This is a genomic window from Campylobacter massiliensis, from assembly GCF_014253065.1.
In the GTDB taxonomy this organism is placed as follows: Bacteria; Campylobacterota; Campylobacteria; order Campylobacterales; family Campylobacteraceae; genus Campylobacter_A; species Campylobacter_A massiliensis.
The window spans coordinates 100569-114103 of record NZ_JACLZK010000002.1 but is presented as its reverse complement, the minus strand read 5'-3'; the positions used below and the strand labels follow the sequence as shown (position 1 = coordinate 114103).

Genomic DNA, 13535 nt, shown 5'->3' with positions numbered 1-13535 from the left:
TTGAAGCCAAATTTAAACGGTCTAAATTTTACAAAACTTATCAAATTTATCTTGCACGGCAAATTTAACCAAGCCTCAAAAACAAGCCGTGTCCGTGCCGCTTAAATTTACCGCCGTGCCAAGCGTAAGCGCCCCTCAAATTTAAAAAATTACGCTTCGTCTTTTGGGATATACGTACTTCGGTTAAACAGATAGCATGCCGCAAAAATAACAAGACAAGCCGATAATACGTTTGATCCGCCCAAAAGCATGCTCATCGTCTTTTCGTCATTTCTAGCGATCAGGGCTGCTACTATGAGTACAAGCGGATACAAGATCAAAGCAATGCTAGCTAAATTTTCAACTGTAAAAATCTTCAAACAAAGTCGCTGATTTTTTATGAAAAATTTGCTGTATTTTTTCGTAGGATAGCTTTTTAAGTAAATTTTCGTGAAAAAATACGGCAAAATCAGCACCACGGCAAGGTATGCAACTCCTAAGATGTTTCCTATAAAGCCCGCAAACCACGAAACCATGAGCGTAAATCCGATAAATGCCATACTAGCGCACCTGATAAGCCTATGCACGTCGTAACGGTTTTTTAGATGCCAAGGTATTTGATCAAATTCCGCGTCCAGGTCGTTTAGCTAACTGAGTCTTTCCTCTGCTGATTTTGCGCTTTGAGCCGCTAAGCCGGACTCCCTGCGCAGATCTGCATCTTCGGGTGCCGGTTCGTATGAGCTTTTATTGCGAGAGTAGCATACGGCAAAAACAAGCAAGCAAATCGGAGCTACGACAAGGCCGTATAAAACATAAGCGGCATATCCGCCGCCACTATCCTTCACGAAAAACGACCCGATAATAAGTAAAATCGGGTACGAAATCAAAACTATGCTGGCAAAATTTTCTATCCTAAAGGCTAGAAAACTATCCCACTGATCCCTAACGAAAAGATAGCTGTATCGCTTGGTTTGATCTCGCCTTAAAACATAAAACGTCCAGAAAATAGGCGCAACTATCATCACAGCGCCCCGAATATAGCTAAAAACTTCAGGCGGCAATTCTATGTCGTTACTTATGAAAAACGACTCCAAACAAGACGCCAATATCGTAAAAAGATAAAAAACGACAAACGTCGACGACCAGTACGTCATAGTCGCCCGTCTGATAAACCTATGCCTATCATACCGCCTTTTTTCATCCTTAGGGATAGCGGCAAATTTCTCGTCCAGCTCTTTCATCTCGGCTTGAAATTTTACGTTCACGGCCAGCTCCTTTTAAAAGCGCTAATTTTAGAAATTATATCGAATTTAACGTAGTAAAGTGCCAAAATTAGGGGCTTAAATTTGGTTGCAAAGGCGTAGCTGCATTTTTTTAGGACTGCTGCCGCTTGGCAAATTTAATCAGGCAAAAAGTCAAATTTAACGTCAAATGGCCTTAAATTTGACCCGTTTGTCGTAAAATATCTGCGGATAAAAAGATAGCGCCGCGTCCCGCACGAGCCTAGGCCCGGCACAAAGCCAAAAGTACGGCGATCAAACCAAAATTTAACCCGAGCTTCCCGGCTAAATTTGAGCAGGTTTTTCAGTAAAATTTTGGCCGAATTTAACGTAAAAAGCAAAAGCTCAAAATTTACTCCACGAGCTTCATCTGCTCGGCGCAGATAGCCTTCCACGAGCTTTGCAGATTTGAGCCGACGCACTCTTGCAGATACGGCTTTGCTTCGCTTTCGCGTTTTAGTTTGATGTAGATTTCCGAGATCTGAGTTAGCGCTCGCAGCCTGTTTTCGGGATCTAGGCGCGTATCTACGAGCTCCTGCGCGGCTTGCAACGCCTCGTCCAGCCTATCCAGCTTGCTTAGCGAGCCGATGTACTCAAAGTCGATTTTCGGGCTAAAGGTGGCGATATGCAAGCGTTTTTGCAGGTCGATCGCCTTTTTGGCGTAAACCGACGCATTTAAAAAGTCGTTCGCGCCGTATGTCGCCTCGGCCATGCGGTCGTAGAGCTCGATGACCTTAAAGTCGTTTTTGCGTAGCGTCTCGACGGCAGTTATCGTCGCGGCGGCATCGGTGAGCCTACCCAGTCCCATCAGCGCCTCAAATCTATAAAAAAGCACGGGCGAGACGTCGGCATACTCCTGCCTAGACGCGATAGCTAGGGCTTCGTCTGCCACGCGCAAGGCGTCGTTATACTTTTCCGTCTTTATCAAAACGGAGGCTAGCTTGATGAGCCACTCCACGCGGTCGAGCATGTCTGGCGCAAGGATATTTTGCGAGGCGAGCTCGTGCGCGACGGCGAAACGCGATAGGCGCATATAGCAGTCAAAGAGTTTAAATTTAGCCCCGATTTTATCGCCTACGCCGTAGTTTTCGGTCAAATTTACTACCGCGGCGCAGTCGTTTTGACGGATGGCTTCGTTTGTCAAATTTAACGCCGCCTGCTCCAAGACGGCGCTAGCGTCCGTATCGTTTAGATCGCGCACGGCCTGGGTATAGCGCAGGACGGAGTCAAATTTACGCTCTTTTAGATAGAGTGCGACCTGCTCTTTTAGCGCCTTGGCGCCGACGTCGGTTTTTCCGTATTTACCCATGAGCGCATCGTAGTGCTCGTGCAGTTTAGTCGCGTTGTTCTCGTCGTTTCTGGCGAAAAATAGCTTATCGAGCGCATTTTGCACGATGGCGGCATACTGTCCGTCCGCAAACTCGCTTTGGTATCTTTTTAGGTAGTCGTAGGCTTTTTGCGTATCGGGAGTGCCCGTTAGCGCGATGCCTAGATTTTTTAGCACTGTTTCGTAATCATCGTCGTTTTTATTTAAGCGGGCGAGTAAAATTTCATAAATTCTCGCGGCGATATCGTCCATCTTTTTCTCGTGAAATACCCCCGCCAGCGTCATTAGCTTGGATGCGTCGTTTAGTAGGTACTCTTGATTTTTGTTTAAAATTTTAAGCATAAAGTCCTTGGCGCGGTCGAATTTCGCCTTGTCGATACTGCCCTGCACGAGGCTCAGAGCCGCGCGGCTAGCGACGTCTAGCGTCTGCGCCGAGTACAGCACGTCCTCGTACATCTTTACCGCCTCGTCTTGCCTGCCCGTGACGTATAGCCTATCGGCAAACTCAAGGACGGCTAGCTTGGTAAAATTTGAGTTTGGATGCTCGTTCATGAGGATATCTAGCGTATAGTTCGCGTCGCTAACGAGCTCCTGCCTAAGGTAGGCTTTGGTCACGAGATAGAGCACCTCTGGGTAGTTTTCGTCCGACACGAACCGCCTCATCCACGCGCGCCCCTCGCTTGCGACATCCGCCGCGCCGAGCCCTTCGAAGCTATTTTGCGAGTCTAAAATTTTATCCAAAGCGCGCAGTCTATAGAGCAAAAACTCGCTAGCAAAAATGCTGTTTGGGTAGCGGCGTAGCGCCGTCTGGATCGTGGCTATCGTGTCGTCGTAGCGCTTGGCGTCGTAGCTTTTTTTGACGTCTAGGTACATGTTTATGTCGTTGCTATCGCTGCTTTCTATCGGAGCCTTGTTTAGATCGAGCGGCCCGACGCTAGGCGCGGTCATCTGGTCAAATATCGGGGCGAAATTTATCCCAGCGTTTGCTTGTTTTTTAAATTCGCTTAAATTTTGATCTATCACGATGGCGTGGCGTTTGGCTGCGCCGCCGTTTCTGCTAAACGGCACTGCGGGCGCGCCGTAAAGAGGCTCGCTAGACGAGATCAAGCGGGAGCTCGCGCGAGGCACGATATAGACTCGCATGCCGCTCTTTTCCTCGCGAAATCTAACTTCGGCCAGGGCCAAAATTTTATCCTCGACCTTCGGCAGCGCACCGCTAGCGACGTCGCAAAAATAAAGTTTGCGGTCGTAGGCGAGGATCTCCTCTTTGCAGACGAATTCCTTCTCGTCGCTGATATTTATCACGGTGTAGGGCCTGCCGTCCTCTGCGCCCGAATTTACGCTCAGGCTAAAAGAAAACGCCAAAATCGGTAAAAAAATCAAAAAATATTTTCTCATGCGGCCATTATACCCTTTTTCGTTTAAAAAGCGATATAAAAGCGAATATTACGTGCTTTTGAGGCAATTTTTTTACTAAATTTCGCGCATTTGGATAAAATTTTATTTAGCTTAAATTTAACTTTGACATATCTAGGAAATTTTGATTTTGAAGTAGCGCGGTTGCGGGTAAATTTGCCCGCCCCCACGCCAAAAACCATGCCCTCTGAGTCAAATTTGACGTTACGACGCCGCGTTTTGAGATTAAATTTAATGTAGCGCGCCTAGGCGGATAAACCTATCCGCCAAATTTAACCGCACTAGTTACTGCGCTGTTTTTGCGATTTTAACGAGCTTAAAGGCGTATCCGCTAAATTTTGCCCTGCAAAGCGCAACCGTGCCCTTCATCTGCGGCTCTAGCTTAAATTTAGCCTCGACGTGCGCACCCTTAGCCTGTACGCTCACCATATCGCCGTCTTTTACCTTTGCGGCCGCGGCAAACGACGCCGAGCCGATTAGCTCCTTTACCTCGCCGCTCAAATTTGACCCGCCCGCTTCATCCATAAAAAACACAACGCTACCGTCAAAGCTCTCAGGCTCTTTTAGCGGCGTTAGCTCGCCGTCCGTTTTAAACTCGCTCTGCTCGCCGTCAGCCAAAACGACGTTTTTACCGAGCATTTGCAAAAACTCGAATATATTTTTCGCGTCCGCATGCGCCAAAAATGAGCTGTCGATCACGATATTTTCGCACCCACTCAAAAACTCCGCGATCTGCTCGAACTCCTCCTCGCCGACGTTGCACTCGCCGCTTAGATATCCTTCGTCTAGCCCCTCAAAATATTCGCGCGTTTGCTCGTCAAATTTAGCCGCGTCAAGCGAGTATTTGCAAAGCAGCGCCAGCACATAGCTAGCCGAGCCGATCTCGCATCGAACGAGGTTTTCGGTGCCTAAAATTTTATCCTCAAAGCAAGAAATATATAAAAACTCATTTTGCTTTATCAGCTCTGCTAGCTGCGGGTTTTGCTCGCAAAGCAGGCTTGCCAGACTCAAGGTTTTTGCATTTTTAAATTCGCCAAATTTCATCGTCTATCCTTTAAATTTAGCTTGGATTTTATAAAAATTTGTTTTAAGAGGGGGTAAATTTGCGCCGATTAGACGCAAATTTGGTTATTTTTCTAGGCCGAATTTGACGGCTGCTTTAGCAAGCTCGAGAGTAGCGTCTACGAATTTATCTTTTTTCGTCGCGTACGGTAAAAACAGCGGTATCTCCGTGCAAGCCGCGATATATGCGTCAGCCTCGATAGCCGCGATCGTATCGTTAAAGAGCTCAACGTACTCTTTTAGCTTGTTTGCCTTCGCGCCCTTGTAAATGCAGTCCATGATGTTTGTCATCAAATTTTCGGGGATTTTCACACACTCTAGGCCCGCGGCGATCAGCTCGTTTTCGTAAATTTTAGCCGCGGTCGTGCCGGTGGTGGCGATGACGGCGATCTTTTTAGCGTGCGGGAAATTTGACTTTATCGACGCGGTCGCGATTTTAGCGATGTGCAGGATATTTACGCCACACTCCTGCGTTAGTCGCTTGGCAAAAAAGTGAGCCGTGTTGCAAGCTATACAGATAGCCTCGCAGCCCGCGTTTTTGAGCCTCGTCGCGGACTCTTTCATAAAAGGAAACGGATCCTCGCCTCCGTGCAGGATATACGCCGTACGGTCGGGGATCTGCGGGTAGTTGTCGATGACGATAGGGATGTTATCCTGATCTTTTGCGGCATTTGTGAGTTCTACGATCTTAGCGTATAGATCTATCGTAGCCAGCGGTCCCATGCCGCCTAAAATTCCGATTCGTTTCATGAAAAAGTCCTTAAATTTAAAAAAGCCGAGAACGAAGTCTCGGCTAAATTTGGCTCAAAATTCTTAGAGAAGAACAGGAGCGATGAGGAATGCTAACGCAACCGAAAGAGCAACCATGATGGTGCCAGGTACGAAGAATGAGTGGTTAAATACGAATTTACCGACTCTTGTAGTACCGGTATCGTCCATAGCGATAGCGCCCAAAGTCGTAGGATACGTAGGAAGTACGAATAGTCCTGAAACAGCGGCAAATGAAGCTACTAGGATCCAAATTTGACCTGAGTTTTCAGGGCTAGTCATACCTAGCGCAGCAGCGACCGCAGGCATCATAACGCGAGTGGTTGCGGCTTGAGAGTATAGCAAGCAGCTTAGGAAATATAGCGCGACGGCTAATATAAACGGATACTGCGTAACGACGTTTTTAGCTACCTCTTTGATGCTATCGATGTGACCGTTAACGAATGTAGTACCTAGCCATGCGATACCGATGACGCAGATGCACGCGTTCATACCGCTTTGGAAAGTGCTAGTTGAAAGCAATTTGCTAGTGTCGACCTTACAAAGCGTAGCGATAAGGAAGCCGATAGTAAGCATAAAGCTGATGATAGCAGCGTCTCTAGAAAGGATAGGTTTCGCCACGATACCAAGGCTCTTTGAAATAATGAGCGCATAGCAAACGACGACTAAAACGCCGACGGCAAATATCGCAACCGATCTTTTCGCATAAGGTTTTAGCGCCTGATACTCTACCTCTTTTATCTCCGAAACCGCGCCTCTAGCTAGTCTGTCTTGATAGATAGGGTCTTTTGAGAGGTCAAGATCGTAAAATTTATTTACGATGAAGGCCGTAATAATCATAGCTACGAAAGTGGTAGATATGCAGATGAAAAGTAGCATCGGATAGCTAACGCCAAGAGGCTCGCAAACGCCCGTCATCGCAACGAAAGCCGCAGATATAGGGCTAGCGGTGATCGCTACTTGAGATGAAACGACCGAAAGCGCAAGAGGCGCGCTAGGTTTGATGTTTTGCGTTTTAGCAACCTCTACGATAACCGGAATCATAGAAAACGCAGTGTGACCGGTGCCCGCTAGTATCGTAAGTAGATAGGTAACGATAGGCGCTAGGTAGTTGATTTGCTTTGGGTTCTTGCGCAAAATTTTAGATGCGACCTGAACCAAATAATCAAGTCCGCCCGCGACTTGCATCGCAGTGATGGCCGAAATAACGGACGCGATGATTAAAATAACGTCCATCGGGATATCTTTCATATCCACTTTCATGCCAAGCACCGCCAAAACGACTACGCCAAGACCGCCGGCATAACCCACGCCCATACCGCCTAGCCTAACACCTAGGTAGATACCTCCGAGTAGGACTATAATCTGTAAAATCAGCATTATATCCATAGGAAAACTCCTTGTATTAAATTTTATTTTTCACTTACTAAATTTAAAAGGCGCCGAATTTTACCTCGGCGCTTTAAGACTTTTGCTTAGTTATTTACCCATATGAGGGTTTAGCATATTTTTAGGCTCTAAGATTTTGTCGATTTCCTCTTTTTTGAGGTAGCCTCTCTCCAAGCAGATATCGCCTACGGCTTTGCCCGTTTGCAACGCTTCTTTAGCTATGCTTGCGGATTTTTCGTAGCCGATGTATGGGTTAAAGGCAGTTACGATACCGACTGAGCCGAGCACTGATTTTAAGCATGCCTCAGGATTTGCGGTTAGCTTTCTGATAGCTTTTTCGGCTAGGGTTTTCATCGCATTTTCAAGGATAAAGATAGAGTTAAATAGCGCGTAAGCGATGCCAGGCTCAAACGCGTTTAGCTCAAATTCGCCTCTCTCGCTGCAAAGCATGATGGTTACGTCGTTGCCGATTACCTCGTAGCACGCCTCGCCTACGACTTCTGCGATGACAGGGTTTACTTTACCAGGCATGATGGAGCTACCAGGCTGCATCTGAGGTAAATTTATCTCGCCAAGACCGCATCTTGGACCTGAGTTCATTAATCTTAAATCGTTTGCGATCTTGCTTAATCTAACGGCAGCAGTTTTTAGCGCGCCACTAACGTGAACGAAATCCGCAGTGTCTTGAGTAGCTGCTATGAAATCATCGGCAGGTTTGAAATTTACGCCCGTGATTTGGCTTAAAATTTTATGAACGGCCGCTTTGTAATCAGGATGGCAGTTGATGCCCGTTCCGATCGCAGTTGCGCCCATGTTTAGCACAGCCATAGACTCTCTTGCGGCGGTGATTTTTTCGATATCGCTTTTGATGTAGCTTGCAAATGCGTTAAACGTGTTGCCAAGCGTCGTAGGAACGGCGTCTTCCAGCTCAGTTCTACCCATTTTGATGATATCTTTAAAGTCTTTTGCCTTGGCTTCCAGCTCGTTTTTAAGTAGCTCCATAGCCTTTAAAAGATCGGTTAGTTTAGCGTATGTAGCGACTTTGATCGAGCTTGGATAAGTGTCGTTGGTGCTTTGGCCGAGGTTTGTGTGGTCATTTGGATGTAGATACTGATACTCGCCTTTTTTGTGGCCAAGGCTTTCAAGCGCGACGTTTGTTATAACTTCGTTCGCGTTCATATTGGTGCTAGTTCCCGCACCGCCTTGGATCATATCTACTACGAATTGATCTAAATATTTACCCGCGATTAGCTCGTCGCACGCTTTTGCGATGGCGTCGGCTTTTTGCGCGTCTAGAACTCCGACTTCTTTGTTGGCTAAGGCTGCAGCCTTTTTGATTTGAGCAAATGCCTTAACGAAATACGGATAATCTTTAAGCGGTCGTCCGCTCATGTGGAAATTCTCAAGCGCCCTAAATGTTTGTACGCCGTAATATACATCATCAGCTATCTCTAGCTCACCTATGAAGTCGTGTTCTCTTCTGGTTCCCATAATGGTACTCCTTGTGATGAAATTGAATAGTGAAACTATAGCGCAATTAAACTGATATTTAAATTAAAAGTTTAATTTTCTATTTATTTTTTTATTACTATTTTGTTATTTTTATATATCCATGTGAACTTAATTTATCTTTAAAATAGCGTAAATAACGCAATACTTTTTACTTTTAAATATTATATATTTTTTAAATACGAGCAATAAATGTATGAGATAGTATTTCTAAATTTTAAATTATTAACTTTTTGTTTTACTATTTTATACTTATAATAAAGCTTAACTTAAAATGTTATATTAATTTTTCTTGAAAGAGCTTGATGGTTTAAATTTTGATTTTTTGAATGGTTTGACAGCTATAAATTTTATATGGTTTTAAATTTATATTTTTTGTTGAAGTATGACTAAAATTTAGTTTTTTATAATTTAAGAAATTTTAGGCATCAAATTTAAACCAGCTTATTTTATATAGCTGGTTTTTACTTTGTTTTTTAGGCCCATGCTAATAAATTGCTTCTAGTTGCGCGTCGTCGTCTAAATTTTATAAAAATTTAAAGCTAAATCTTATACACATAAGACTTTATGAGGATTAATAACTTTACCACTGCCACTCAGAGGCAAACTATGCAAAATCATGTATTAAAAAGTTTAAAACACCTTGCGGAACGATGCCAATACGGTAAAATTTGAATTACCGCAACATAGGCAACCCCGTCAAAGCCCCAGCGGAGTTGCCTATGTTAAGCTCTTTTCATTGTCGTACTTTGGTGCCAAAAATTAATCGTAGATCCTTGCATAGCGCCACTACAGCTATTCTCTATAAACTAACATTTTTATCGGCAGCTTTATAGCAAAGCCACAAGAATAGAGGCTAAGGCCTTAAGACCCCAAAAACTCTACTTACATCGTCGTTTTTGCTCAAGCTAAGCCTTACGATACTATTTTCCAAAGCAGTCAAGGCATGAATGACGTTTGGCTCAAGTGTAATCATATCGAGCGCATCCAAGATAAAACTATTTTCTCCAACGCTAAAATCTACCTTGCCGCTTAAAACCTGCACCATGATAGCACCAGGAGCCTTATGCTCCTTCATTTGGGCACCTTTTTCTAAATTTATGCGTATTTCTTTACTGTTCGGTCCATCAAAAAGCTTAGCTATAGTAACGCCGTTAAATACGTCATTTTGCCATACAATTTTTTCCATTTATAACCTTTATTATAAAATAATAATGGCATTGTAACTCTAATTTTAGATAAAACGATTGATTTTAATTAAGCGTTTTTAAAATTTAAGAATACAAAAAGAAGGCAAAAGCCTAAAACTAGACTTTTGCAAGGAGTAAAATTATTTTTTAAGCTCTTTGATGCGAGCGGCTTTACCGCGCCTATCGCGTAGATAAAATAGCTTAGCGCGGCGAACGCGACCTTGTCTTAGAACGGTTATGCTCTCTAGACTTTCGCTATAGATAGGGAAAATTCTCTCTACGCCTACGCTATTTGCGCCGATTTTTCTGATGATAAATGTTTCGCCAGTTCCGCTTCCGCGTCTTGCTATGCAGATACCTTCAAAATTTTGAATTCTCGTTTTATCACCCTCTTTGATGCGGATGGCTATACGTAAAGTATCTCCAGCACGAAAATCAGGCACAGACTTTTGGGCTATTTGAGTTTGTTCAAACGCCTCTATATACTTGTTTCTCATATTTTTTCCTTAGTCGGCGGCTCAAATTTTCGGTATAAATCCGGACGAAAAAACCTAGTTTTTAAGAACGCCATATTATTTTTCAAAGCTCTAATTTTAGCATGGTCTCCCTTTAAAAACGCTGAAACCACACCAGAACCTTTGTAATCACTAGGTTTTGTAAAAGACGGAGCCTCAAGTAAATCGCACTCAAAACTCTCAACTTCAAGACTTTGATTATTTCCCAAAACGCCGTCAATATTGCGAGAAATCGCATCGGAAATACAAAGAGCCGCCAGTTCCCCTCCGGTCATCACAAAATCGCCGATACAAAAAATTTCATCTGCGTATTTTTCTACTATTCGCTCATCTATGCCCTCATATCTACCGCAAACTAGACAAATATGTTCTTTTTTTGCTAGACGCCTAGCATCGTTTTGGGTAAATTTTTTTCCAGCAGGCGCAAGAAAAATAGTATGGGGTTTTGGCTTATTTTTTAGTAAAGAATTTAAAGTATCATCAAGAGGCTGACATGTCATGAGTAACCCTGCGCCGCCTCCAACCATATAGTCATCTACCTTTTTATGCTTATCGGTAGTAAAATCCCGAGGATTTAAAAAATCAATTGAGATAAGTTTTTCTTTTATGGCGCGACCCAAAATACTATCTTCAAAATAAGGTCGTACAAGGCCTTCAAAAAGTGTAACAAAGGTAAATTTCATCAGGAATTTTCTAGAATTAAGATAGCATTTTTGGTATAAATTTTTTTATTTTCCACATCGACTTTTTCTATATAAACGTCGATATACGGAATATAAAAACTTTTTTCCAACCCTTTGGAAATCAAATTTTCATCTGTTTTTACTAGAAATAGATGATTTGCGCCGACCTCGTCTATATCCTCTACTTCGCCGAGCCTTTGGTTATTTTCGTAAATTTCGCAACCGATGACATCAAAATAGAAAAATTCGCCCTTTTTTAGTTTGCAGTTTTTTCTAGTTTCTTCTTTTGTAGTGTAGATTGTTTTATTAGTAAGAGTTTTTGCGCTATCTATATCTTCAAAACCGTAAAAAGAGATCGTATCATTTGTGTGATTGTAGTTTTTTACGACGAGTTCTTTACCGTCTTTGTCGAAAAATGTAGCATTTTTTTTAAACTGGTTAGGAAAGTCGCCTTTATTATGAAGCTTGACAAACCCCTTTAATCCTACCGTTTTGCCAAGCAATGCGACTTCTACAAGCTCACTCAAGAGGTTTTACCGTAACGCGGTATGATGTCGCATCTTTGGCTTTATAGCCCACGATTACGGTCTTTATCGCGTTTATCATCCTGCCGTCTTTGCCGATAAGCTTGCCCGTATCGACTTTATCGGCGTAGATTATCAGCTCGGCAAAATTTTCGCCAAGCTCGACTCGCTCAAGTTTCACTTTATCTGGAAAATCAGCGATGAGCTTAGCGTATTCAAGTAAAAAATTTTCTACCATTTTTTAATTATTTGCTAGTTATTTTTGCAACCCTGTCGCTAAGTTTCGCACCGACGCCTTTCCAATAAGCCAAACGCTCAGCGTCAAATTTTACCACCTCAGGCTCAACCATCGGGTTGTAGTAACCGATCGACTCTATCCAGCCGCCGTCTCTTCTTTTTCTACTATCCGTTACGACTATACGATAAAAAGGTTTTTTCTTGCGTCCCATTCTCGTTAGTCTTACTACTGTTGCCATTATATTTCTCCTTCTGTTTTTTAAATAGGCTTAAATTTAGCCACGCTCGTAGCCAAATTTAAGCCCTTTAATTAGGGCGAGAGTTTTTAGCTTGGTTTAGTAAATTTCCAAGCCCCTTTAGGCCTTCTTTACCAGAAAACCTCTTTGCTATTTTTGATGCGTTTTCAAACTGCTTCAAAAAGCGATTTACCTCTACTTGAGATAGTCCAGATCCCGCAGCCAAACGTCTTTTTCGGCTGTTGTTTAGCAAATCAGGATTCTCACGCTCTTTTTGCGTCATAGAATTTATCATAGCTTTGATATGTAAAATTTCCTTGGAGTTATCAAGGTCGATATCTTTTATCTGATTTGCCACGCTTGAGAGACCTGGTATCATACCGATTAGGCTTTTCATATTTCCAAGCTTTTTGACGCTTTCCATTTGCGATAAAAAGTCGTTAAAGTTAAACTGTCCTTTTTTGATCTTTTTATTTATTCTTTTTGCCTCTTGTTCGTCTATCACGGCGCTAGTTTTTTCAACCAACGTCGCCAAGTCGCCCTCGCCCATTATGCGGCTCACGATACGCTCAGGGATAAAGCTCTCCATATCGCCGACTTTTTCGCCGATACCAACGAATCTAAGCGGTATATTTAGCTGCTTGGCTATGCCGATAGCTACGCCGCCTTTGCTGTCCGAGTCAAATTTGCTTAGCACCACGCCGCTTATTTTTAGCGCATCGTTAAACATACTTGCTGTTTTTACGCCATCTTGTCCGCTCATGGCGTCAGCTACGTAAAAAATTTCATGCGGCTCGAGCGCTGATTTGATATCTTTTATCTGCTTCATCAAAGCTTCGTCTATCGCCAAACGTCCCGCCGTATCGACCAAAAGTACGTCGTAAAGCCCGCTTTTTACCTTAGCTAGCGCTTGCTTGGCTACGTTTAGCGGATCGGTTTCATTTTCTATACTGAAAAGCTCTATCTCGTTTGCTTCGCAAAGTTGACGAAGCTGCTCGACGGCCGCCAAGCGTTGCAAATCGCACGCCGCGACCAAAACTTTTTTCTTTCTAAGCTTTAGATAGTTAGCTAGCTTTATCGTCGTAGTGGTTTTTCCGCTACCTTGCAAACCAGCCATCAGCACGATCGTAGGAGCTACTGGCGCGAAGACAAAGCCCTGGTTGCCCGGCGCGGTTAAAACTTTCGTTAAATTTGACTTGATAGCGTCTAAAAATTGCTTTTGGCCTATCCCGCTTTGCTTTAGATCGGCCTCTATGAGAGCTAGCAATTCTTTGGTAACTTTGTGATGAACGTCGGCTTTTAGTAGTGCTTTTTTAAGCACGTCAAGCGCGTTATTTAGCGCTTTTTCATCGTCTACGAAACGAATTTTACTAACGGCTAAACGAAACGACTCGCTGATTTGTTCAAACACATTCTACCT

At 43.5% G+C, this 13535-nt stretch carries 14 protein-coding genes; all 14 read right to left on the bottom strand.

Features of this window, described 5'->3' with window-relative positions; genetic code table 11:
* Positions 1 to 149 precede the first annotated feature (149 nt).
* The 14 genes from H7R39_RS07170 to ffh all read right to left on the bottom strand — a co-directional run bounded on the left by H7R39_RS07170 (position 150) and on the right by ffh (position 13526).
* A complete protein-coding gene (locus H7R39_RS07170; RefSeq protein WP_185898608.1) occupies positions 150 to 539 on the bottom strand; it encodes a hypothetical protein in 390 nt (129 codons plus the stop codon).
* Between the two features lie 87 nt (positions 540 to 626).
* Positions 627 to 1244 (bottom strand): hypothetical protein, encoded by a 618-nt coding sequence (locus tag H7R39_RS07165; protein WP_185898607.1) that lies wholly within the window; start codon positions 1242 to 1244, stop codon positions 627 to 629.
* A 367-nt stretch (positions 1245 to 1611) separates the two neighbouring features.
* Positions 1612 to 3984: a tetratricopeptide repeat protein gene (locus H7R39_RS07160; protein ID WP_185898606.1), complete on the bottom strand. Its 2373-nt coding sequence runs from the start codon at positions 3982 to 3984 to the stop codon at positions 1612 to 1614.
* Positions 3985 to 4287: 303 nt separating this feature from the next.
* Positions 4288 to 5046, bottom strand: a complete 759-nt coding sequence (locus tag H7R39_RS07155) for a hypothetical protein (protein WP_185898605.1) — start codon at positions 5044 to 5046, stop codon at positions 4288 to 4290.
* Between the two features lie 84 nt (positions 5047 to 5130).
* On the bottom strand, positions 5131 to 5814 hold the full coding sequence (gene cuyB, locus H7R39_RS07150; RefSeq protein WP_185898604.1) for a cysteate racemase: 684 nt from the start codon (positions 5812 to 5814) through the stop codon (positions 5131 to 5133).
* Between the two features lie 63 nt (positions 5815 to 5877).
* On the bottom strand, positions 5878 to 7221 hold the full coding sequence (locus H7R39_RS07145; protein WP_185898603.1) for an anaerobic C4-dicarboxylate transporter: 1344 nt from the start codon (positions 7219 to 7221) through the stop codon (positions 5878 to 5880).
* Positions 7222 to 7311: 90 nt separating this feature from the next.
* On the bottom strand, positions 7312 to 8712 hold the full coding sequence (locus tag H7R39_RS07140) for an aspartate ammonia-lyase (protein WP_185898602.1): 1401 nt from the start codon (positions 8710 to 8712) through the stop codon (positions 7312 to 7314).
* 874 nt (positions 8713 to 9586) lie between these two features.
* The gene (locus H7R39_RS07135) at positions 9587 to 9919 is read right to left on the bottom strand and encodes a cupin domain-containing protein (protein WP_185898601.1); all 333 of its coding nucleotides are present in this window, start codon (positions 9917 to 9919) and stop codon (positions 9587 to 9589) included.
* Between the two features lie 141 nt (positions 9920 to 10060).
* A complete protein-coding gene (gene rplS / locus H7R39_RS07130) occupies positions 10061 to 10417 on the bottom strand; it encodes a 50S ribosomal protein L19 (RefSeq protein ID WP_002951216.1) in 357 nt (118 codons plus the stop codon).
* Positions 10414 to 11118 (bottom strand): tRNA (guanosine(37)-N1)-methyltransferase TrmD, encoded by a 705-nt coding sequence (trmD, locus tag H7R39_RS07125; protein WP_185898600.1) that lies wholly within the window; start codon positions 11116 to 11118, stop codon positions 10414 to 10416. Before trmD ends, rplS begins: the two co-directional genes overlap by 4 nt.
* Positions 11118 to 11645, bottom strand: a complete 528-nt coding sequence (gene rimM / locus H7R39_RS07120) for a ribosome maturation factor RimM (RefSeq protein ID WP_185898599.1) — start codon at positions 11643 to 11645, stop codon at positions 11118 to 11120. Before rimM ends, trmD begins: the two co-directional genes overlap by 1 nt.
* Positions 11638 to 11880, bottom strand: a complete 243-nt coding sequence (locus H7R39_RS07115) for a KH domain-containing protein (RefSeq protein WP_002946320.1) — start codon at positions 11878 to 11880, stop codon at positions 11638 to 11640. The genes rimM and H7R39_RS07115 overlap by 8 nt, the downstream gene beginning before the upstream one ends.
* A 7-nt stretch (positions 11881 to 11887) precedes the next feature.
* Positions 11888 to 12118, bottom strand: a complete 231-nt coding sequence (gene rpsP / locus H7R39_RS07110; protein WP_002951203.1) for a 30S ribosomal protein S16 — start codon at positions 12116 to 12118, stop codon at positions 11888 to 11890.
* 67 nt (positions 12119 to 12185) lie between these two features.
* Complete coding sequence (gene ffh, locus H7R39_RS07105; RefSeq protein ID WP_185898598.1) at positions 12186 to 13526, bottom strand: signal recognition particle protein; 1341 nt, start codon at positions 13524 to 13526, stop codon at positions 12186 to 12188.
* Positions 13527 to 13535 lie beyond the last annotated feature (9 nt).